The organism is Komagataeibacter sp. FXV3, from assembly GCF_015155755.1.
Taxonomy (GTDB): domain Bacteria; phylum Pseudomonadota; class Alphaproteobacteria; order Acetobacterales; family Acetobacteraceae; genus Komagataeibacter.
Genome location: NZ_VWPI01000167.1, coordinates 65,563 through 87,963 on the forward strand (window position 1 = coordinate 65,563; position 22,401 = coordinate 87,963).

20 protein-coding genes and 1 pseudogene are annotated in these 22,401 nt (G+C 58.6%); 6 read left to right on the top strand and 15 right to left on the bottom strand.

What is annotated here, in order from left to right:
- Window positions 1-6: 6 nt before the first annotated feature.
- The 3 genes from F1542_RS16075 to F1542_RS16085 form a co-directional block, all read right to left on the bottom strand.
- Window positions 7-1,329 carry a ClC family H(+)/Cl(-) exchange transporter gene (locus tag F1542_RS16075; protein ID WP_193733918.1) on the bottom strand — a complete coding sequence of 441 codons (1,323 nt, stop codon included), beginning with the start codon at window positions 1,327-1,329 and terminating at the stop codon, window positions 7-9.
- A 66-nt stretch (window positions 1,330-1,395) separates the two neighbouring features.
- On the bottom strand, window positions 1,396-2,679 hold the full coding sequence (locus F1542_RS16080) for a chloride channel protein (protein ID WP_193733919.1): 1,284 nt from the start codon (window positions 2,677-2,679) through the stop codon (window positions 1,396-1,398).
- An 870-nt stretch (window positions 2,680-3,549) separates the two neighbouring features.
- Entirely contained in the window at window positions 3,550-4,710 is a 1,161-nt protein-coding gene (locus tag F1542_RS16085) for a CynX/NimT family MFS transporter (RefSeq protein ID WP_193733920.1), read from the bottom strand.
- 165 nt (window positions 4,711-4,875) lie between these two features.
- Here F1542_RS16085 and F1542_RS16090 point away from each other — a divergent pair, with 165 nt between their 5' ends.
- A complete protein-coding gene (locus F1542_RS16090) occupies window positions 4,876-5,583 on the top strand; it encodes a helix-turn-helix domain-containing protein (protein WP_193733921.1) in 708 nt (235 codons plus the stop codon).
- Window positions 5,584-5,742: 159 nt separating this feature from the next.
- Here F1542_RS16090 and F1542_RS16095 read toward each other — a convergent pair whose 3' ends face one another.
- The gene (locus F1542_RS16095; protein WP_346011988.1) at window positions 5,743-6,627 is read right to left on the bottom strand and encodes a LysR family transcriptional regulator; all 885 of its coding nucleotides are present in this window, start codon (window positions 6,625-6,627) and stop codon (window positions 5,743-5,745) included.
- 124 nt (window positions 6,628-6,751) lie between these two features.
- Between F1542_RS16095 and F1542_RS16100 the strand changes: the two genes are divergently transcribed.
- Window positions 6,752-7,693: an NADP-dependent oxidoreductase gene (locus F1542_RS16100; RefSeq protein WP_193733923.1), complete on the top strand. Its 942-nt coding sequence runs from the start codon at window positions 6,752-6,754 to the stop codon at window positions 7,691-7,693.
- Window positions 7,694-8,000: 307 nt separating this feature from the next.
- On the opposite strand, the gene F1542_RS16105 is transcribed toward F1542_RS16100, so the two are convergent.
- A complete protein-coding gene (locus F1542_RS16105; protein ID WP_193733924.1) occupies window positions 8,001-8,837 on the bottom strand; it encodes an SDR family oxidoreductase in 837 nt (278 codons plus the stop codon).
- A 51-nt stretch (window positions 8,838-8,888) separates the two neighbouring features.
- Window positions 8,889-9,902, bottom strand: coding sequence for an SDR family NAD(P)-dependent oxidoreductase (locus tag F1542_RS16110; RefSeq protein WP_193733925.1), 1,014 nt, complete (start codon window positions 9,900-9,902; stop codon window positions 8,889-8,891).
- 94 nt (window positions 9,903-9,996) lie between these two features.
- Between F1542_RS16110 and F1542_RS16115 the strand changes: the two genes are divergently transcribed.
- Window positions 9,997-10,974 (top strand): AraC family transcriptional regulator, encoded by a 978-nt coding sequence (locus F1542_RS16115; RefSeq protein ID WP_193733926.1) that lies wholly within the window; start codon window positions 9,997-9,999, stop codon window positions 10,972-10,974.
- Between the two features lie 96 nt (window positions 10,975-11,070).
- Here F1542_RS16115 and F1542_RS16120 read toward each other — a convergent pair whose 3' ends face one another.
- Window positions 11,071-11,994: a LysR family transcriptional regulator gene (locus tag F1542_RS16120; RefSeq protein WP_193733927.1), complete on the bottom strand. Its 924-nt coding sequence runs from the start codon at window positions 11,992-11,994 to the stop codon at window positions 11,071-11,073.
- 144 nt (window positions 11,995-12,138) lie between these two features.
- On the opposite strand from F1542_RS16120, the gene mgrA reads away from it, so the two are divergent.
- Together mgrA and F1542_RS16130 are read left to right on the top strand one after the other, a co-directional pair.
- On the top strand, window positions 12,139-13,161 hold the full coding sequence (gene mgrA / locus F1542_RS16125) for an L-glyceraldehyde 3-phosphate reductase (protein WP_193733928.1): 1,023 nt from the start codon (window positions 12,139-12,141) through the stop codon (window positions 13,159-13,161).
- Window positions 13,162-13,747: 586 nt separating this feature from the next.
- Window positions 13,748-14,692, top strand: a pseudogene (locus tag F1542_RS16130) (PQQ-dependent sugar dehydrogenase); the annotation flags it as partial.
- Window positions 14,693-14,848: 156 nt separating this feature from the next.
- On the opposite strand, the gene F1542_RS16135 reads toward F1542_RS16130, so the two are convergent.
- The 8 genes from F1542_RS16135 to F1542_RS16170 all read right to left on the bottom strand — a co-directional run bounded on the left by F1542_RS16135 (window position 14,849) and on the right by F1542_RS16170 (window position 20,829).
- The gene (locus tag F1542_RS16135; RefSeq protein ID WP_193733929.1) at window positions 14,849-15,352 is read right to left on the bottom strand and encodes a heme-degrading domain-containing protein; all 504 of its coding nucleotides are present in this window, start codon (window positions 15,350-15,352) and stop codon (window positions 14,849-14,851) included.
- Complete coding sequence (locus F1542_RS16140) at window positions 15,343-16,413, bottom strand: oxidoreductase (RefSeq protein ID WP_193733930.1); 1,071 nt, start codon at window positions 16,411-16,413, stop codon at window positions 15,343-15,345. The genes F1542_RS16135 and F1542_RS16140 overlap by 10 nt, the downstream gene beginning before the upstream one ends.
- Before the next feature lie 15 nt (window positions 16,414-16,428).
- Window positions 16,429-17,172, bottom strand: a complete 744-nt coding sequence (locus tag F1542_RS16145) for a DeoR/GlpR family DNA-binding transcription regulator (protein WP_193733931.1) — start codon at window positions 17,170-17,172, stop codon at window positions 16,429-16,431.
- A 113-nt stretch (window positions 17,173-17,285) separates the two neighbouring features.
- Entirely contained in the window at window positions 17,286-18,251 is a 966-nt protein-coding gene (locus F1542_RS16150; protein WP_193733932.1) for a quinone oxidoreductase, read from the bottom strand.
- A gap of 44 nt (window positions 18,252-18,295) precedes the next feature.
- Window positions 18,296-18,697, bottom strand: coding sequence for a nuclear transport factor 2 family protein (locus tag F1542_RS16155; RefSeq protein ID WP_193733933.1), 402 nt, complete (start codon window positions 18,695-18,697; stop codon window positions 18,296-18,298).
- Window positions 18,698-18,738: 41 nt separating this feature from the next.
- Window positions 18,739-19,479: an SDR family NAD(P)-dependent oxidoreductase gene (locus F1542_RS16160; RefSeq protein WP_193733934.1), complete on the bottom strand. Its 741-nt coding sequence runs from the start codon at window positions 19,477-19,479 to the stop codon at window positions 18,739-18,741.
- A 91-nt stretch (window positions 19,480-19,570) separates the two neighbouring features.
- On the bottom strand, window positions 19,571-20,143 hold the full coding sequence (locus tag F1542_RS16165; protein WP_193733935.1) for a TetR/AcrR family transcriptional regulator: 573 nt from the start codon (window positions 20,141-20,143) through the stop codon (window positions 19,571-19,573).
- Between the two features lie 53 nt (window positions 20,144-20,196).
- On the bottom strand, window positions 20,197-20,829 hold the full coding sequence (locus F1542_RS16170) for an FMN-binding negative transcriptional regulator (RefSeq protein WP_193733936.1): 633 nt from the start codon (window positions 20,827-20,829) through the stop codon (window positions 20,197-20,199).
- A gap of 71 nt (window positions 20,830-20,900) precedes the next feature.
- On the opposite strand from F1542_RS16170, the gene F1542_RS16175 reads away from it, so the two are divergent.
- Window positions 20,901-22,391, top strand: coding sequence for a PLP-dependent aminotransferase family protein (locus tag F1542_RS16175; protein WP_193733937.1), 1,491 nt, complete (start codon window positions 20,901-20,903; stop codon window positions 22,389-22,391).
- Window positions 22,392-22,401 lie beyond the last annotated feature (10 nt).

Sequence of the window (22,401 nt, forward strand, 5' to 3'; positions counted from 1 at the left end):
AATCAGTCAGCGTCTGCCGACTGCTGCCCTAAGTCGTAAGGCCTCGTAGATCGGGGTATCTCCGCATGCACCTGCCACCACCATTGCTGAGAAGCTTCCGCACAGGAGCGGTAATACAAGATCGGATGATCCGGTCATTTCCATGACGAGGATAATGCCCGTCACGGGTGATCGAACGGATCCTGCGAACATTGAAGCCATGCCAACAATCACGAACGGCGCAGTTGCCAGTGCTGTGTCCGGGCTCAGTATTTGTGCGACAAAGCTGCAGGCCAACCCTGATAGTGCCCCCAAGGCAAGCATAGGCGCGAATAATCCGCCAGGTGTCGCGGCAGCATAGGAAACTGCCCCGAATACCAAGCGGAAAACGAACAGGAGGGGAATAAGATGCCAGTTTATCGTATTACTTATTGCGGCCTGGGTGATCCAGTCGCCTCCACCCGCCAGATGGGGATCAAGCCATACGACAAGTCCGGCCAGTCCGCCGATTAGGGTGGCTCTGGTGTATATGCTGACAGGCAGACGGTCGGCAAGGCGCAGTGCTGCAAGAATTGTTCGGTTGTATCCGACTGCCAGTAGGCCTGTCATGAGACCAGTCATGACAAAGAATAACTGCTTCGCAACTGCTGTAGGTAGAACCGGATAAGATGCGATGAAATCGGGCTGACTGCCTAGAATGCCACGACTGAACATAATGGCTGAGATGGACGCTCCGAGCGCTGCGCAGACCATTCTCGCCTCAAATTGGCCCACCAGTTCTTCCAGGACAAAAACGGCACCTGCGGCTGGCGCATTGAAGGCCGTTGCAAGACCTGCTCCCGCGCCAGCGGCAAGAAGGGCACGGCAGTCTGCACGTCCCAGTGAGAGCCGTCGTGCGATCGCATCGGCTACTGCGGCTCCCATCTGTACGCTAGGCCCTTCGCGTCCCAGGGCCAGACCACTCCCAATCGCCAGTAGACCGCCGACGAATTTGACCGGGATGAGTGGCCATGACGCCGGGCCGGTAATGCCCGATAGCACGGCTTCGACATGAGGAATGCCGCTGCCTGCCGCCAGCGGTGCAAGGCGGCGTACCATTTCTACAGCTGTCAGAGCTGCCAGGGCAACGCCGACGACCAGAAAGGAGCCTCCCCACGGCGAACCATGCAGAAACCAAGGGGCCATCTCCGTTCGCGTGAATTCCAGCCACTCCAGAAACAGGCGAAAGGTTCCGCAGATCGTACCGGTTGCGATGCCGATCAGGATTGACGCTGACGCGAGGAAAACCAGACTGCAGGAACTGTCGGTTCGTTCTGAGTGCGGTGTTCTATCTGGCACCTGCTGTAGCACGGCGTCTTCTTTCGTTGACTGAGGTTCCCCGGCTTCGAATGCGACATCTGCGATCCGGGTCGCTGTTCATGAGGGACCCGTTTCCGGGCTCGGAGCAGTTTTTTTCTGAATCTCCTTCTGCTCGGTCTTTTCCATGAAACCTGTAGCAAGGACGGAATATAGTGGATGGGGGCAGATCATTCGCGACACTCCGAACGCCAGAAATGCGGTTGCCAGAAGCGCCAGCGTGACCTGCTGGTTATCGCATATCTCCATCACGATGATCGTCGCTGTGAGCGGAGATTGGGCAACGCCACAGAAATATGCCGCCATCCCAAGCAGAACGACAGCACCTGGAGAGGTATGGGGTAGGAACTGTCCGATCCACCCGCCCATGCCAGCACCGATAGCTAGGGACGGTGCAAACATGCCGCCAGGTATGCCAGAACAAAAGGTGATTAGTATGGAGAGGTATTTCAGGAAAAAGAAGGAGGCTGGATAATGGAGGGTGCCGTCTATGATTCCTCGCGCCTGGAGATAGCCCGTACCATAGGTCGCCCCGTCAGAGACTAGGCCGATCAGGGCCAGAAGCAGACCACATAAAGCGGCAAAACCGAGAGGGAAACGTGCCGCAAATGGGCGAAGTGATCCTGGCAGTCCCTTGGAGAGGCGAATGACACAACGCGCGAAAAGGCCGCCCGCCAAGCCACCACTCACGCCACATACCAGAACAGCCAGCCACGCGACACCGACGGGGATAGAGGTATTGGCACGACCAAAATATGTATAATTTCCCAGGAGGGCGATTGCGGTAATCCCGGAAAAGATGATGACGGTCAGTGTCCGGCCCGACGATTTCTGTTCAAAGGAGTGGGCAAGTTCCTCAATGGCGAAAACAACGCCTGCGAGAGGTGTATTGAAAGCCGCCGCCATGCCTGCGGCCCCACCTGCCAGGATCATGCCATGCCGGGTGACATCGTTGTGCTGACGCATGGCCCGCGAGAAAGCGTGCATGATGGATGCCCCGATCTGAACGCTGGGTCCTTCGCGACCAATCGATGCACCGCAGATCAGCCCGAGGCAAGTCATCAGGACCTTGCCTAGCGCAATGCGCAATGTCAGAATTTTGTCCACCAGCATGAAATTATGCATGTGCAATGTTGCGATTGTCTGGGGAATGCCGGAGCCTTGGGCACCATTGAACAGTAGGCGCGTCAACCAGGTAATGGTGATCATTCCAAGTGGTGCAATCAGAAGCATAGACCAGGCATTCAGGGCGACAATGCGGTAACGAAGACCGGCTGCCGCATCTCCCAGATGGGCAAAGATCACCGAAATAATACCGATCAGCACTGCCCCAGAGCAGTACATGAATGTTCTCTGCCATTTCAGTGTTCTGATACGAGCCAGGCGACGAAGGCGACGGGTACGTCTGGAGAGATTTCCACGTTCAGTGGACTGGCGGCCAGCCGGAACTGCACCACGATATGACAATGTCGGGAAAACGGCCACGGTAGGGAAGTTCCACACTGTGATGCAGGAAATGAGGCATATACCATATGTTCATATGCGCCCACTCGGAACCCATACCGGGAAGACGGCTGATATTCACCCTTAAAATCTATGGGACTGCTACGTAAATCATTCATGCATCCTGTAGTTCTGGGTCTACGAGAACGCGCGGACCGGAGCAGCTTAGCGGGCCTGAAGGGCGGGCAACAGGCCTCTTTAATTGCCCCTAATGTTTTGCAGCTGAAGGAGTGTTGAGGCGCTCTGGAGGCAGGGGTCAAGATAGGCTCAGAAGTTCGACTTTCCCGGATGCTGGCCTCGTCGATATAGGTCTCGGAGACCTGAAGGCTTTTGTGTCGCGCGAAGCGCTTCAGTTCCAGGAGATCATACCCGTCTTTCGCCCCCGTGGTGATGGCGCCGCAGCGCTGGCTGTGTCCGCCAAAGTCTCCGTCAAGGTGGGTGTCGCCGCATCGTTTGCGGATGATGTCCGTGATCGCCCGATCCGACAGGGCGCTCTGATCGATCCTGGGAGGGCCCCTGGCGGGAGTGACTCCCGTCCTGTAGCCCTCTGCGGACCAGATGCGCCGGAAGGCCAGACCTTCCGTGATCCCGCCCAGCCGGAGCCAGGTCTCTTACGCCAAAACCGGGCAGTTCCGGGTCAGGTCTCGCCTCATATAGGACATTCAGATCACTCCAGACTGGACCGGAAAGCAGACATTCGTGGCGGGCATATCACTTTTGATAAGTGCGCAGGATCGCCACCGTAATCACGGCCAGAAAGCCTGCACTACCAATCAGCAACGTCAGGAGTGCTGGGGCAACGCCGAGCTGATCGATCAGCAGACCTGTAATCCACGGTAGGATACCGCCAAGCAGATAGCCACCCATCTGGGTTAGCCCGGCCAGCCGTGTCGCCTCTGATCTGTCGCGCGCGAAATCCAGAGGCTGGAGGAGCGCTACCGGGAACAGGCCTCCCGTCGCAATCCCGATCATCAAAGGCGCCAGCCATGGCACCGGCTTTGCGAGCAGCAGACTGAGCGTACCCAGAATGGCGAGGCCGGAAAAAGCCAGAGCTGCCTTGATAGTCGTGAGTTTCAGGACGCGCATGATTGCATGCATGCCAAAGCTGACGGCCGTCTGGGACAGCATCATGGTGGCGACAAGAAGCCCTGCCATATGGTCGGAATAACCCAGGGCACCATACAGGGACGGCAGCCACGCTATTGCGACGTAATTGATCCCGGCCTGAAGACCGAAGAACAGCGTCAGTCCCAGAATGCCGCTCCGGCTGATCGTGAGAGAGGGCTGTGACGCGGAGCGCGCAGGCGCAGAGATATCCTCGCGCCATAGTATCCAGCAGAACCCGGCGAGTGCCGTGGGAAGCGCCCAGAAAGCCAGACCCAGTGGCCAGCTCCCGGTGGCGTCACTGATGCGGGGCGTTCCGAAAGCGGCCACGGCTGAACCTAGGCCCATGCTGGCCGCATAGACGCTCATGGCTGCCGGTGCACGGGAGGCAAACTCACCCTTGATGAAACCCGACAGTAGCGGCCGGATGATTGCGTCGGCCACGCCTACCCCGACGGCCGTGAAAAGCAGCACTCCATAGCTGCCACCGTCGAGGCGGAGCAGCAGGACGATCGTCAGAAGCGCCAATGCCATTATCATGGAGCGTTTCAGGCCAAGTCGCCGTTCCAGCATATGCCCGAGCGGGGAGAGGCCGCCCATGCACAGGACTGGAAGTGTGGTCAGCAAGCCCAGTTCGGCGTTGGAGATGGCAAGAGTTCGTTCGATCCGGTCAAGGATGGGAGAAAGGGACGCAATTCCGGTACGCAGGCAGATACCGGCACCGAAGATCATCAGCCAGGGCAGAAGCGTTTTGGCGGAACGTGTCATGCCCTCTGTTATACAGGCTGATTTTTTATCCGGCGCTCGACAGGATGCCACAAACTGTCGAAAATATGCCAGATGAAGCAATCCCGATCCCTACAGGCCAGCAGTCTTGCTGATCGCACGCCTCCTACAGAGTTACGTCCAGTGCGCGTGCATGCGGAGCATCATGTGGAAGCAGCGTATGTTGAACCTCATTGTCACACTGACCTCGGGCAGCTTCTGGCGACCACGCATGGCGTGATCCGCGTCACGACGGAAGATAACCAGTGGCTGGTACCGCCCGGTCGGGCGCTCCTGCTGCCCCCGGGTGTGGTGCATGCCGTTCATAGCCCCAAGGAAAGCAGGCTGCGTGCCGTGCTGATTGCGCCGCAGATGTGCCGTGATTTTCTGCCAGCCTGTCGCATCATCGCCCTTACAACGCTGTTGCAGGAACTGATTGATGCGGTTGCCAGATGTCCGGCAGATTATCCCGTTCCTTCACCGGCGTCGCGCATGGTGGCGGTGCTGCTGGACCAGATCGCATTGGCACACTCCGAACCTCTGGGTGTACCGCGTCCTTCGGATACACGGCTGCGGCGTGTCACGGATGCGCTGATGGCCTCTCCGGCAGATGGCCGGTCACTATCCGAATGGCAGAATGTGGCTGGGGCCAGCAGTCGGACGTTGGCCCGGTTGTTTGAAGTCGAGACCGGCATGAGCTTCAGTCACTATCGTCGGCAGGTGCAGATGCAGGCTGCCATTGGCATGCTGGCATCAGGCCTGCCGGTTGGAGAGGTCGCGCATACTCTTGGTTACTCCACGGCATCTGCGTTTACGTTTGCATTCCGCAAGGCCCTCGGCAGTCCGCCCAGTCGATTTCGCGATCAGGTTGAATGATCTAATTATCAGTCTGTTTAAGAAAGATTGCATTCTTCGTCGAGGACATTTGGCCGCGAGGCGATAAGTCCGACCGGTAGTTCTCGCCTTCATTCCAGTCTTTCCCACGATAAGATCGACCACCCGAAACCGGACATTAGGCGGCAGACCTACAATACGTTATTGTAGGATACGTTTTTCTTTAAACGATCGCACTATACTATCAACAACAGCCCGAACACGTTCTGTTCTGTAAACGTCGGGATGTACAACAAGCCAGATATCCACAGTCTCTGTGCACTCGGGAAGAATGTTGACCAGATCGGGTAAATCCTGGGCAACGAGATCTTTGGACAGAAAGCCTATTCCTGCTCCTGCCCGGATAGCCTGAATGAGCAGCATTTGTGAGTTGGTTTCGAGAGCAATCGTCCCACAGGTGATTGGCTCGCCACAAAGATTCTGCCAGTAACGTGGCGCGGCCTCGCGATGGTACATGACAAGAGAATGACCGGCAAAAGCTGTTCCTCGCTGTGGAGAGCCATACCGGGAAATATAGGCTGATGATGCGTAGAGGCCGACGGATGTCGTATACAGTCGCCTGATCACGAGATCTCCATCGTACGGACGCGAACTCCGAATAGCGATATCGATGCCTTCTTCGCGAAGCACATCCATCACCGTTGTTGATGTCGAAACATTCAGACGGATCTCCGGATATCTGTCGCGGATCTCCCTGAGAACAGGTAACAGGAAATTCTCCGCCAGCATGTCAGTCGTCGTAATATGTACTTTTCCGGACAAGGTTCTTTCCGTGTCTGTTGCCAGATCGACAAGCGCGACCGCCGCAACTTCCATCTCTTCGGCGTGGGCCAGCAACCGCTCCCCCGTTCGCGTAAGATCATAGCCGCCGCGATGACGGCGGAAGAGTGTTGCGTTCATTTCAGCTTCAAGGTCACGCACTCTTCTGGCCACCGTTGCCTGATCGGCATTTAGGGATGCTGCTGCGCTTCTGATGCCCCCAGTACGAGCAAGTGCCAAAAAGAAACGGATATTGTCCCAGTTCACATTCACCCGCGTATGCTTCAGTTATGAAGCATAGACTAGCACAATCGCTGCATCTTCACCGCAGGATTCTCGTATAATCTCTGGACGTTTCGCGTTGGATGGACGGAATGACAAAGGGGGAAAGATGCGAGCGATTGTCCTGGAGCAGTTCGGTTCCGTTGCCAATTTCAGGGAAAGGGATGTCCCGATCGGATGCCCGGGACGCGGGCAGGTGCTGATCGACGTCGCGGCGGGCAGTGTGAACCCCATTGATATAAAAACGCGTGTCGGGAAAGGTGCGGCTAATTGGTTCCAGGTCGTTCCGCCCGTTATCCTGGGGTGGGATAACGCTGGGAAAATCGTGAATTGCGGCACGGATACTGATGGATTTTCCATCGGGGAAGACGTGTTCGGGGCTATTGGTTTTCCCGGACTGGCCCAGGCAAACGCGGATTATGTTATTGCCAATGTCGCCCATATCGCGAAAAAGCCAGCCTCCATCTCATTCGAAGAGAGTGCGGCGGCTGCCATGGCCGGCCTGACGGCCTGGCAGGCATTCAATCAGAACGGCGGCTTGCATCCGGGACAAAAAGTTCTGGTGCATGGGGCCTCAGGGGGTGTCGGTCATCTTGCAGTGCAGATAGCGAAGGCCTGTGGCTGCCACGTCACGGGCACCTCGTCCGGTCGCAACCGGCAGTTTGTCCAGTCTCTGGGAGCAGACGACCACATCGATTACCAGAAAACATCGATCCCGAACTATCCGGGAGATTTTGATTTTATCCTGGATCCAATCGGTGGCGACGTCACTCTTGCCTCCCTCGGTTTACTGAAAAAGGGAGGCCATCTTGTAACCCTCAATCCTCCAGGTGATGATCAGGCCGAAAGGAAAGCCCGCGAACTCGGCGTTTTCTTCCAGTTCATCCTGATGAAATCGTCTTCATCGGACATGGAACGGGTGGCTAACCTGCTGGGCAGTCGTAAAATCTCCGTACACATCTGCGCTTCAATACCATTAAGCAATCTGGCAGACGCCCATTTGCTTATGGAAAGTGGCCGAGTGGTCGGGAAGATCTCCCTCATACGGTAAAATCCACATTGGGCCGGTTTATGAGTCAACTATAGCCCTGATAGACAGAAGAGGCCGTCAATTTTCTCAATGACCGGTTCATTGCTCCCAGCGGTTGCAAACAGACCTTCCGTTTCCCCCCCCTACCTCTTCTCAAGGTTGGCCGATTACCCGCCTGAAAGTCGAGACCTGCAATCGCCAGGACTACGCAATTCTGGCGAAACGGCCGGATTTGATAACCGCCCCAAAAAAAGAAGTTTTGCGAATTGCTCGTTCTCGACCTGTTCGTTCGGTGCGTTTTTTTACCTACTCTTTAATGAGAGGTAATTTATATGCCTTTTGGCATAAAAGTATTACGCATCATTGCCATATATTCGGTTTCTCCCTTTTCCCAGCGTGCGGTAACAAGGGGTTTGATGTCGTCCGTTGGCAGGTAGCGGAGTTGATCTGTCCCGTCGGTTACGGCGGTGAAGATAGTTTCCGTAACCTTGGTAACCGCATCCTCGTCCGCTCCCTTGATAAAGCTAGAGAACAGATCCGCTGTTGCCTTGCAGAAAGCCGCGTAATCTGCCGGAACAGAATTGAAGCCTGTTTCTGCGGCGCTCCGGGCGGGGAAATTCGTCGCGGGCACCGCACCTGGTTCAACGATCTTGACGGTGACGCCGACAGCAGCCAGTTCATACTGGATGGCTTCGGAGAAGCCCTCAAGTGCGAATTTGGAGGCGTTATAAGGCGATCCGGTCGGCAGGCCGAATATCCCCATCCCAGATGAAATGTTGACGATCATGCCCGCCTTTTTTTCCCGGAAATGCGGAAGGATCGCCCGGATAACTTCCATTGGGCCGAAGACATTCACGTCGAACTGTTCCCGCATTTTTTCCAGCGGAACGGCCTCGAAAATATTATAAACACCGAAGCCAGCATTGTTCACGATGGCGTCGATCCCTCCAAAGCGGCCGATACCCTCGGCAATAGACGCAACGATGCTTGCGTGATCCTGAACATCCAGGCGATTGACGAGGACATTGGGCAGTTCTGCCAGTTCCTTCCCCGCTTCCGGATGGCGCATAGTCGCCACCACATTCCAGCCGCGTTTCGCGAACAGGTGAGCCGCGGCTTTTCCAAAGCCGGAAGAGCACCCTGTGATCAGAATAGTCTTGGACATGATTTTTTTCCTATCGTGAAGCAATAATTGACGCGCAGAAGAAGAACCGGCTCAGGCAGGGAACTTCACACTCGTCATCTGTTCGCTGAGGGACCAGAGCTGGGCGGCCGCAGCAGGATCAATCGCATAGGGGGCAACGCCCTTGTCGCGTCCTTCAGTGTGATTTTCGGAAATCGAAAACTGATCTGACTGTTCCTTCATCAACGGTGCGATATCGCAGTCAACGCAGAATACGCCTCCCATCTCGGCAAGGCGGGAACTGGTCGCGCACCAGACCTGCGTCGCACCCCCCATTGGAACGGATTTGACATCCCGCGCGGGATCAATGTTGGGATTGCCATGTTTATCAATCACGCCCACAGCCTTTAATGCTTCGACCGGTACATGCTTTTCGAGGCCTGTCCCCGGTATTCCTCCCGGATGGAGCGAAAAAGCCCGGACATCATCGGTCTTGCCACGAGCATCGAGTTCAACAGCGAACAGAATATTTGCCGTCTTGGATTGCCCGTAAGCGGCCCAGGGATCGTAAGGACGGTCACGGAAATTGATGTCATCGAAGACGAGCGGCGAGAAACGGTGTCCCATGGACGACACGGAGATGACGCGGGCACCGGCCGTCTGCTTCAGGGCAGGCCAGAGACGGGCCGTGAGCTGGAAGTGACCGAGATGATTGGTCGCGAATTGCAGCTCATAGCCCCGTGCATCGAGCGTGAGGTCAGGTAGCGCCATGATGCCGGCGCTGTTGACCAGCATGTCAAGGGGAAGACCGGTTGAGAGGAAACGAGCGGCAAATGCATCGATGGAAGCCGGATCGAGAAGATCCATAGGCTCAATTTCAACACTGCTCAGGCCCTCAAGCGCCAGTTTCGCCCGTTCGACGTCACGTGCCGGGACGATGACGCGGGCTCCTGCGGAGAGCAGAGCCCGCGCGGTCTCTCGGCCGAGGCCAGAATAGCCGCCGGTGACGATCGCGACTTTACCCACGAGATCTGTTCCCCGGATGACATGCGAGGTGGTTGAAGAGGCTGTGAAGCCGGAATGGATCGGGGTCTGTGGCGTGGTCATAAACCTGTCTCCTGCTGACAGCCCTTGACTGTAGAGCGTCATGCCCGAACGCAGAATGCTTGATCGTGCATGATACATGCGTGATAGTTCAGTTATGTCACATGATCCTGTTTCTTCGATCCTTGCGCTTGCCGAAACACGCGCTTCAACAGCGGGCGGATTCGTCACAGGCGGAGCCTGGGCGCTCGCGTTTCCCCCGCCTTCGAAGATCAAGTTTTTTACGATTGTGAGGGGGAAAGCGTTCCTGCGCGTTGAAGGAAGTGAAAAGGTCGTTTCGCTTCAGGCCGGGGACGTTGTTCTCCTGTCAGAGCCGAAATCATTTGTGCTCGGTACAGACCTGACACGACAACCATTGGATGCGCTGGAAGTTTTCCCCATCGGCGCCCCGACCGTGGTTCAGATCGGAGAAGGCGACGACTTCTTTCTCATGGGGGGGCATGTCGATCTTGACGCCGTCAGTGGACGCATTCTTCTGGACAGTCTGCCTTCATTGATCCGTCTTCAGGCAGGCGGCCGGGAAGCAGAAAAACTGCAATGGCTGATCGGCCAGCTCGTAGAGGAATTCCGGGGTCATGAGGCCGGATCTGGCTTTGCGTGTTCTGGCCTTGCCCAACTTATGTTTTTACAGATCCTGCGTGGCTATCTTTCGCGGTCGGAAAACAGCGGTGCCGGATGGCTCCGTGCAATAAGCGATTTGCGTATCGCACGGGCGCTGGCACTTATTCATGACGATCCTGCCCGGGAATGGCACCTGCCGGATCTTGCGAAAGCGGCCGGAATGTCCCGCACGGCCTTTGCAACCCGGTTTCGAGAAATAGCGGGGATCACACCCCTGGCCTACGTGACACAGTGGCGTATGCACCTTGCGGAGCGTGCGCTCCGTGACGGAGAAAAGACGATCGCAATGATTGCACAATCTGTCGGCTACGCATCTGAAGCGGCCTTCAGCAACGCCTTCAAGCGGGTAATGGGTGCCTCTCCGACGCGATTTCGCACCTATCAGAGGCAAGAACTGACAGAGACCCGCAAGGGAGAGCCAGTCGGCAGGGACTACGTTCCCTTGCTGGCATAACAGTCGGAAACGGCAGTCAGGTCACCTCGTATTTATGCCTGCTCCACCGCACTGCCGTCCTCAGGCGCTCAGTGAACCAGATGACGATTTTTTTCCTCAAAGTTTTTCAGCAATGCGAATTGTGTGCGTCAGTTCTCTCAGGCCAGATGGAGGATGCCGCCGACTTGAATAATAGATCGCGAATGGTGCGCCCATTGACGCCCAGTCTGGGAGGACAATTTCCAGCGTGCCTGCTGCGATCTCCGCTTCGATACGCCTCTCCAGGCAATAGACCAGCCCTAGCCCGCGTCGGGCAGCTTCCAAAGCCATCTGTGTATCGTTGAGACGTAACGGGCCAGGGCCCTCGATCCGGATCATCTCGTCACCGTTACCGAATTCCCAGGGGTAGGTGGAATTATCGCCAATCCGCATCTGAATGCACTGATGCTGATATATATCCGAGGGTTTCAGAGGGTGTCCGTGACGGTTCAGATACTCGGGAGCGCCAGCGACGACCCAGCGGAGCGGTTTGGTAAGAGGTATGGCGATCATATCCTGCGGCACACGGTCCAGGAATCTGATGCCGGCGTCATATCCGCTTTCCACGATATCAGTGAGGCGATCATCGACCGTGATGTCGAGATGGATGAGCGGGAAACGAGCAAAAAAATCCTCCCACACAGATGCTAGCAGTAACTGCCCCGCATCTTTCGAAACATTAAGACGAAGGCGCCCTGTTGGCTCTGTACGTTGTCCTTCGAGCGCTGATAATCCGCTGGCAATAGCCTCGAACCCAACGTGCAAGGCTTTCGACAGATCGTCACCTGCTGCCGTAAGCGCTACCGAGCGACTGGTCCGATGCAGGAGCCTCACACCAAGCCGGCTCTCCAGGCGACGCATCGCATGGCTTACCGCGGAAGTCGTCAGGTTCAGGTCAACGGCAGCCAGGCGGAAACTGCCGCAACGCGCAATAGCCAGAAATACATTCAGATCAGCGAGATCGGAGCGATCGACGTGATGCAAAAGATGATCCTGTTTCAATGTTGCGTTGAACCAGGGTCATCGTAAGGCCCTTTCGGCGATCAGGGAAAGTGCCTAATTTTTGTGTGCACCAGTCGGGTGTTGGCGAACGGCTATGCAGATACCTGACAATAATCGGCTGTAAGACAGAAGGAATTTTCAATCATGACATGGACACCGTCATCGCAGCGTTATGAACAGGCAACCTTCCGGCGGTGTGGTCGCTCAGGCTTGGATCTGCCACCGATTTCGCTCGGGCTGTGGCACAATTTCGGGGGGGAGGATGTCTTCGAGACTGGTCGGGCGACGATCAGGCGGGCATTTGATCGTGGGGTGACCCATTTTGACCTGGCTAACAATTACGGTCCCCCTCCTGGTTCTGCTGAGGAAAATTTTGGCCGCATCGTGGAACTGGATTTTCAGAGTCACCGTGACGAAATGATCATCTCATCGAAGGCCGGATGGGATATGTGGCCGGGACCATACGGCAATGGCGGATCACGCAAATATCTTCTGGCCTCACTGGACCAGAGCCTCATGCGTATGAAGCTGGATTACGTTGATATCTTCTATTCACATCGCCCTACTCCGGATGTGCCACTGGAAGAGACGATGGGCGCGTTGATTCACATGCACCGTCAGGGCAAGGCATTATATATCGGTATCTCGTCTTATGGACCGAAAAGAACCCGCGAAGCTGCCCGGATACTTCAGGAGGCCGGTGTCCCTTTGCTGATCCATCAGCCATCCTATTCAATGCTGAACCGGTGGATCGAAACGGAACTTCTGGATACGCTGGATGAACTGGGCACGGGTTGCATCGCTTTTTCACCGTTGGCGCAAGGGTTGTTGACCGGAAAATACCTCAACGGTGTTCCGGAAGCGTCCCGTGCGGCGGCGGGCGGCTCGTTTAGCCGCGATATGCTGAGCGAAGAAAACCTCAACCATATCCGTGCCCTCAACGATATTGCCCGGAGCCGTGGCCAGTCATTGGCGCAGATGGCGATTGCATGGGTCCTACGCGATGCCCGCGTTACGTCTGCGCTGGTCGGCGCGCGAAATACCAAACAGCTTGATGACTCACTTGATGCACTGAAGAATCTTACCTTTGATGCGGAAGAGCTGCACACGATTGATCGTTATGCTCGTGAGGGAAACATTGATCTTTGGCGTGGTCTGTCTGACTGATGTCTTTATAGGCTCTCGCTGCGGATCGCACGATTTGTGATGCTTGGCCCGATAGGAAAGACAACAGGAGGAATAGGCTAAGCGGCGGCACAGGCGCAAAAGTGACCTTCTCGAAGTCCGGGTTACTGTTCGTCTGCTCCGCGTGGGCAAAGCTGCAGCCGGTCGATCAGCTAGCGGCTACCCGAACCGGCGGTTCAGTTGTTAGATAAACTACTGCTACGTGCTATCTGCGCGCCTGTGAGCGATCCCGTCGACGTGGAGTTCGACCAGCCGACCGCTTTTGATATCGGCCCCCATAGCGTGGAATGGCATCTAAGACGGTGATGATGCCCGCATGGTGTAGAGAGCATTGCCTGGCTGCCCCGATCAGTGCCGACTGATGGTTTGCATGAATGTCCGGTATTTCAAATTGCGATCCGCTACTGGACATTCCGCTCTTCCCCATAGCTACCTGTCTGAGATGCGAGGACCTTCCTTTGTAATGGTAAAGCCGAAAATTGGGTACCAGTGCGGCGTCAATCGGCAATCAATTAACGCCGCTCGTCACACGCGGGGTTCCGTAGCTCGGATCTCGTTAGGGCCGCGTCCGAGCCGTGTCATCCTGCTGCGTGACACCACGGGAAAAGGGTCAGCGGATACCCGCACGGTGTTTCTTGACCATCTTTATTCACCATTCGGCATGGCGCTGGTGGGTAATGATCTGTATGTCGCCAATGCCAACGCAATCCTTCGCTTTCCCTATCATGATGGCGACACGCGGATTGATGCGCCGGGGACGAAGGTTGCGGATCTGCCAGAAGGCTACAATCATCACTGGACAAAAAACCTGCTCGCCAGCCCGGACGGGCGTTTCCTGTATGTGACCGTCGGGTCCAACAGCAATGTTGCCGATAACGGGATGGAGGTCGAAGAAGGTCGGGCGCGGATTGACCGGCTGGATCTGAGCACGGGAAAGCTGACGCCCTATGCGACGGGGTTGCGTAACCCGAACGGCCTGGATTTTGAGCCGGAGAGCGGTGCTTTGTGGGTGGTGGTCAACGAGCGTGATGAAATCGGCAGCGACCTCGTCCCCGACTATATCACGTCGGTCAAGGAAGGCGCATTCTATGGCTGGCCTTACAGCTATTATGGCCAGCACGTTGATACCCGGGTCTCGCCGCAGCGACCGGACTTCGTCGCGCAGGCGATCGCGCCGGATTACGCGCTTGGCCCGCATACGGCCTCCCTCGGCATTACCTTCTCCCAAGATGCCACCCAGCTTCCAGACGCCTGGCGCCATGGACTGTTCGTCGCACAGCATGGGTCGTGGAACCGCCGTCCCAAAAGCGGCTACAAGGTCATCTATGTGCCGTTCGCCGATGGGAAGCCGTCCGGACCGCCAGTTGATGTGCTTACGGGTTTCCTGACGGCCGATGAAGCGCATGTGCATGGTCGTCCCGTGGGCCTCGCGATTGACAGGTCGGGCGCGTTGCTGGTGGCAGACGATGTGGGCGGTGTCATATGGCGTGTGTCCGGTAACGCTGCCGAATGAATGGGGTGCAGACTGGCTGCACCCGGCTCATTTTTTTTAGATCCGTCCGGAGATGACATATGCCACGCTTATGACGGGCTGATGCCATCAGGGGAGATGTTGCCTGAATAAAGTGGAACCAGCATCATGGATGCCCGCATTCGGAATGATAATTACTCAGGTCGTGACGGCTTCGAGGCTGTATTTCTTCGCGTCCAGCCCGAGAACCGCGCAGAGCGCCGTGACAACCAGCATATGGTCCTCGCGCTGATCCAGTCCCGAGACGGTTACGGAGCCAATCACGCCGGTTTTGTCCAGCACGAGCGGGAAGGCGCCGCCATATGGAGCATAATCAAGGAGCGGCAGACCATAGCGGTCCTCAAGCGTCGCGCCCTTCGCCTTCAGTTCAAGTCCGATTGCGTAACTGCTCCGCCGATAGCGATCGACCACGTTGCATTTGCGCCGGATCCAGTCGGTATTGTCCGGCGTCGATCCGGGTAGGGCGGAAAAGAACAGGGGGCGGTTGAAGGTCCGGACGTCTATGGCGATCGGTGCCCGGTTCGCCTGTCCCCATGCCCGCAGGAACTGGCCCAGTTGCCACGCATCGGCCTCATCGAATTTCGCAAAGGCGAGTTCGCGTTCCTGCTGCGCGATCATGCGCAGGTCATCTGCTATGGCCATGCGGCGATTTCCTCGTTGGTGAGATCCAGCCCTACGGATGCTCTCTCGCGGGCGGATCGGTTTGCGGCTTCGATCACGGCCATCACGGCCAATGCCTGGATCGGGGGCACCGGGTTCGGGCCAAGACCTGTCAGTGCGTCCGCGATGCCGGCGTAGTAACGTCGCTGATCGCCCATGAGTGCCGGAATCTCCTGTTCCGATCCATTTCCACCGTAGCCAAGAAGCGGGTCGGGATCATCCCCCCAGCCAGCATCGCCGGGTGTCATGCCTGCAAGGAGCTGGGCTTCCTGCCTGTCCGGCCTGTGTTTGAGGATGCTGCCTTTCTCGCCGTGTATGACGAAACGCGGCACCCCGCCTGCAACCAGCATGCTGCCGTGCAGGATCACGCGATGCCGGTCATATTCCAGCACGACATGCGCCCAGTCGTCCGACAGGGCGCCTTCACGCTGCATCATCAGGTCGCCATGCACGGCGCGGGGCAGGCCAAACAGACACAGCGCCTGATCGACCAGATGCGGACCAAGATCGAACCACAGGCCAGCCCCAGGCTCACGGCCTTCGCGCCAGCGTTTGCGGACCACGGGTCGGAAGCGGTCGAAATGAGATTCGAAATGCGTCACCCGACCGATCAGTCCGCCTGAAATCGCATTCTTCACGCTCAGAAAATCACTGTCCCAGCGCCGGTTATGGAAGACGGACAGCAATCTGTCCTGCCGGGCCGCCAGCGCCACCAGTTCGCGCGCCTGCGCCAGAGTCAGCGTGAACGGCTTGTCCACGACGACGTTCCTGCCAGCAAGCAGCGCCTGTTGTGCCAGTGGGGCATGGTATTCGTTCGGCGTTGCGATAACGACAAGATCGACATCCTCACTTGCAATGAGAGTTGCAGGATCTGCGTCCACTGCAACGTCAGGCAGGTCGGCATGCACCTTCTCGCTGTTGCTGGATGCGACACGGGTAATCCGCATGCGCGGTTCCGCCATCAGCAGGGGCTTGTGGAATGTCTTTCCCGCAAATCCATAGCCAATCAGGCCGACGCGGATGACGGGAGGAAACTGGCTCATGATCCGATGCCCCCTTCAGGATGCGATGATGAATTCCGGCCCCGCCTGCTCCATGTCGGTGCTGGCTGGAGAGCGGTCCGAATAGACACGGCAGAATTGCGCAAGGTCTGCGACGTGATGCGGTTCGACACGGCCAAATTTGAGATGATCGGCGAGCAGCCAGGCTTCGCTGGCAGCATCGATCATGCTCCGCTTCATGTCGGCGTCGCGTTCCTCGCCTGCTGTCACCGCTCCGCGAGCGCTGACCGCGCAGGCCCCAAGGACGGCAATGTCGGCGCGATACAGGCCCAGAACGGACTGGGCCGCCGCACCGGAAAATAGCCGTTGCCGCGAATCCCATTCCCCACCTGCCAGGATCAGCCGGAGTGCTGGCCGTCCCTCGATCCGGCTGGCGATATCGAGCGAATTGGTGATGACCGTTGCCGGTACTGCCAGCGCTTCGGCCATCGCAAGCGTTGTGCTACCGGCATCAAGGAACAGCGTGGCCCCGGCCGGAATGGCCGCCGCCGCTGCTTCACCAATCCGTTTTTTCTGCACGGGCAGCAGGCTGGAGCGTGTTGTGCGCGGCATGCCGCCAAGATCAATCGACACGGCCCCACCGTGTGTCTTGTGAAGGCAGCCCTGCTTTTCCAGCTCGCACAGGTCGCGCCGGATGGTGTCATCCGACACGCCCAGAGCCGCCGCTGCCTCAGACACGAGCAGTTCGCCCGTGTCGGTCAGCATCGCGAGCAGGCGATGTTGCCGCGAAATTTTGCTCATATGCGGTTCCTAACAAATACCGCATAAAAACGCAATATAATGCATAAAACCGCAAAACTTGGTTATGAACTGCACGGCTGCGTGCCCCGGATAATCCAGCCTTTCGGGCTTTTTCAGGGAATCAGCAGGAGCTTACCGGTCGTCCTGCGGCTTTCCATGTCGGCATGGGCGCGGGCGGCATCGGCCAGCGGGTAGGTGCCCCCGATGTGGACTTTCAGCCTGCCTTCAATGATCCAGTTGAAAAGCTGCGCCGAATGGGCGCGCAGCAGGTTCGGCGTAGGGATGTGGTCCATGAAGACCGCATAGCCGATCTTGATGCTCTTCGGGATGCTGGTGATCTCAACCGGGCCGGGGCCGCCCAGTACCGGGCCGAACCAGCACAGCGTGCCGCAACGACGCAGCGCATCGAGCGATGCCTTCCACGACACGGGACCCGTGCCATCATAGGCGACATGCACGCCTTCGCCGTCAGCCAGGCGCACGACTTCTTCGGCAAAATTGCTGCCGGCATCCACGATGACATGATCGGCACCGGCCTGACGCGCGATCTCGACCTTCTCCTGCGAGGACACACGGCCGATGACCTTGCCGCCCCGGATCTTGATGATCTGCGTCAGCAGCAGGCCAAGTCCGCCAGCCGCCGCGTGGACGAGGGCAAACTCGCCCGGCTGGACGGGGTAGAAATCCGTCGCGAAATGGCTGGCCGTCAGGCCCTGCATCATGACGGACGCGGCTGTCCGGTCGTCAATCGCATCAGGAACGGGCACGAGTGCCGCCGCCGGAATGACGGCGCGACTGGCATAGCTGCCGGGGGCGTAAACCCAGGCCACGCGCTCGCCCGGCTGGAAGTCCTGGACACCTTCGCCGACGGACAGGACGCGGCCCGCGCCTTCGACACCGAGGATCTTCGGATCGGCTTCCGTCCAGAACATCCCGCGCCGGACGCCGGTATCCATGAAGTTGACGCCGGCCGCGGCCACATCGACCAGAACCTCGCCGGGACCCGGCACCGGGTCGGGCCTTTCGACCAGTTCAAGAACCTCGGGGCCACCGGGCTTGCGCATTACGATAGCGTGCATGTCAGTCTTCCTTGGAATGGTTGGTCAAAGAGGTATGCGTCAGGTCACGACTGCGGAGCCGCAAGCGGCTTCGTGGCGTTCAGGGCCTCGCGGGCGGACTGGCCGTCGCTGTAATCGTGCCAGAGCACGATCCGGCCATTGCGAACCTCATAGGTCGCCATGTTCGGGATGGCGGCGGATTCACGACCGGGCAGGGCCAGGTGATGGATCTGTTCGGCCAGCACGATCGCGCCGTTGACGGCCTGATGGATCGTCTCGAAGCGGACCTGCGCGAATGTCGAGAAGACCCGCTTCCAGACCTTCACGACGTTTTCTTTCCCGCGCACTTCGGGATCGCCGTGGTTGGAAAATACAATGGCGTCGTCAAGGAACGTCCCGAGCAGGTCCGCATCCCTCTTTTCGAAGGATGCGACGAACTGCCGGACTGTTTCTCCTGCATCTGACATCTGGACTGTCCTTTGCTGGGGATGGTGCCGGTCGGCCGGGATCAGGCGGAGTAACCGCCGTCGATCGTCAGCAGGGAGCCCGTGATGAAGCTGGATTCAGGGCTGGCGAGGTAGGCCACGAAGCTCGCGACTTCCGTATCCGACCCCAGGCGACCGAGCGCCATGCGGGGCCGCAGCATGTCGCGCATCGCGTCATTCCTGATGTTGTCGGTTTCGGTCGGGCCGGGCTCGATCGCGTTGATGGTAATTCCGCGCGGGCCGAGATCGCGGGCAATGGCGCGTGTCATGGAACTGACGGCCCCCTTGGTCATCGCGTAGGCGAAGGAGCCCGGGAACGCGGTGTAATGCGCGACCACGCTGCTGTTGTTGATGATCCGGCCGCCTTCCTTCATGTGCGGGACGGCGGCCTGGATCGCGACAAACGTGCCGCGCACATTGACGGCGAACATCTTGTCGAAGGTGTCGAGTGCGAATTCGTCCACCGGGCCGCCGAGCACGATGCCGGCGTTGTTCACCAGAATATCGAGGCCGCCCAGTTCCGCGACCGTGCGGGAGACGGCAGCCTTGATTTCGTCGGCATTGGTGTTGTCCGCCTTGATGGCGAGGGCCTTGCCCCCGCTTGCTACAACTTCGGATGCAACCTTGTCGGCTTCGTCAGCCGAGGCAGCATAGGTGAAGGCCACCGCCGCGCCGTCTGCCGCGAGGCGACGGACAATGGCGGCGCCGATGCCGCGCGATCCGCCAGTTACGAAGGCAACTTTTCCGGTCAGTGAAAGGCTCATTGTTGGACACTCCTGGTCGATCTGCTGGCCGTCCGCCCTAATTTTCTGGAACGAACAGTCAAATTAAGGGCAAAAAAAAGCGGGGTTTCCCCTAGCTCAGACAGCGCAGGGCCATCTGTGCCGTTGCACGCAGTTCGTCGCGTGTCGCTCCCCCGCGTGCCATGACTTTCAGCCCGATGAACGTCGCGTTGATGAACCGTGCGGCGTCCTTCGGGTCGATCTCCGGCGGAATTTCGCCGAGATCCTTGCCGCGCTGGATCGTCGCGGCAAAAATGTTCTGTAAACTGGCAGCAGATGATTTGCCGATTGCGGCCACTTCCCGGTCGCGTCGGCCAAATTCACATATTGATCCCACGCCAAGACACATGCTGTCGTCCTGAATGCGGGCGGCGAACCCCAGCAAGGCGGCTTCGAGTGCGGCCACAGGCGAGCTTGCGCCCTGAAGTGTGGCAGCGATCTGCCCCACACTCTCGAAGCAGTAATGTTGCAGTGCTTCGACATACAGAGCGTGCTTGTCCCCGAAGGTGTCGTACATGCTCTGACGGCCGATCCCCATGCTTTTGACGAGGAATTCGGTCGAAGTCCCTTCGAACCCATAGGTCGCGAAGGTCTTCGTTGCTGCGGCCAGGGCCGCGTCCCGGTCAAATGCCTTGGGTCTTGCCATGCCCTGACATATCTTCGTTATGGAACGATATGTCAAGAACAGGGCAGATAATCTTATTTGTCATCCAGCGGGATCATGTCCGCGACCACGCGATCCAGCGGGTCGCTGCTTTCCGCCAGCCCACGGGCGACGCCGGCGCGGTCCTCGGCCGAGCGGTTCTGACTCATCTTGCGCTTGCCTACCAGACGGGTGATCGGCAGGCGCAGTCCAACGATACCCTTGAGCTGCCCCTGAATGAAGGAGTCCGGCGCATCCGTCACATGCCACGGCGTCTTCTGGTGCGCTTCGTGCCGGTCGGTCAGGCGTGTGATGACATCGAGCAGGCGGCTCGCGTCACTGAAGAACTCCGCCGGCCCGAATGCCTGAACGGCTTCATAATCCCAGGTCGGGACGACCTTGTGGTTCACCTGTTTTGACGGATACCAGCCGGCGCTGACATAGGCGTCAGCACCCATGAAGATCGCCAGTGCTTCGCCCAGCACGGGCTCCTGCCATTGCGGGTTGGGCTTGGCGAGATGTCCGTAAAGCACCCCGAAGGCCCCTTCGTCCGGGTCCAGAAACATCGGTAGCGGCGTCGCGATCGGACCACTGGCTGTTGCAGTGACGAACTGCGCCAGGCGGGCGTTGCGGATGATCGCGCGCAGCGTATCAGGATCGTCTTCTCGAAATGCTGAAGGAACGTGCATGGAATACCTCTTGGCTTTTCCAGAGAGTAGCGCGATACTGGACCATTATTAACGTCCAGTTCCGATAAATAATGACAGTCCAGTATGACGATGCCGACCCGAAGCTATCTCGCACGAGGCGGCTGGGCGGGCGGCGGATCTACGCGGCGCTGAAGGCGCAGATCAGCGAGGGGCTGTATCCGCCCGGTGCGGCCATGCCCTCCACCCGCGCGCTTGCGTCCGAGCTGGGGGTGGCGCGTACGACCGTGACATCGGCCTATGAGCAGCTTCTGGCCGAGGGCTTTCTTGAGAGCCGTCAGGGTGCCCCCACGCGCGTTGCACCGCTTCTGCCGGTTCCGGCCGAAGACGCGGGAATGGTACGTCCCCGGTCCCGGCACCGGCTGTCCGCCTACGGCGAGCGGATGAAAACGCTGGCGGACAGGGCGGCTCCCGTGCCTGTCGCCCGGGAGCCCGTCATCGACTTCCGCTATGGCGACCTCTCTACCGCGGACTTCCCGACCCTGTTGTGGAAACGCGCACTCTCGGCCGCCGCGTCACGTCGGCCCGACCGGCTGACTTATGGCCGCCCGGAAGGCTCCCTGCGCCTGCGCACGGCGCTGCAAGCCTACCTGTGGCGCGCGCGCGGCATCCGCTGCGATGCGGACCAGATCATCATCGTCAGCGGCTCTCAACAGGGCCTCGACCTGTGCGCGCGCATCCTGCTTGATCCTGCGGACAGGTTTGTCGTGGAAAATCCCTGCTACCAGATGGCGCGGCAGGTGTTCGCGGCAACCGGGGCGGTGCCGGTTTCCGTTTCCGCGCGCGAGGACGGCCTTGATACGGCTCGACTGGCCCGGACGAACGCCAGTCTCGCCTATGTGACGCCTTCACACCAATTTCCCCTTGGCGGCGTGATGCCGATCGCCCGACGCCAGCAGTTGCTCGCCTGGGCCAGCGCGACCGGGGCCTACGTGGTGGAGGATGATTATGACGGCGAGTATCGCTACGACATCAAGCCCGTGCCGCCCCTGTATGGGCTGAGGGGAGAAACGAGCCGGGTCATCTATGTCGGGACGGTTTCGAAGATCCTCTCGCCATGCCTGCGCATCGGCTACCTAATCGTGCCGGAAGGGCTGAAGGCGGTTTTTACCACGGCCAAGCAGCTCGCGGACCGGCACACGCCGACCGTTGAACAGGAAGCCCTCGCCTCGCTTCTGGAAGGCGGGCTGTATGAACGGCATATCCGGCGCGTTCGCCGGCGCAACGGCGAGCGTCGCCGCTCCCTGCTCGATGCTCTGGATCAGGCTTTTGGCGCACGGATCGCGATCCAGGGCGCGGATGCCGGGCTGCATGTCGTGGTCTGGCTGTGCGACCTGCCCGCGACAGCAGAAGCCGGACTGGTGGCACGTGCCCGCCAGAGAGGAATCGGCCTCTATCCGGTATCGCCGCTCTATGATCCCGGCCATCCGGAAGAGGCCCCGACCTGCGCGGGGCTGGTCATGGGATACGCGGCGCTGGATGCCCGCCAGATCAGGCAGGGCGTCGGGATGCTGGCCGAGATCGTCCGGGACATGACGGCGTAGAGCCGTCAGC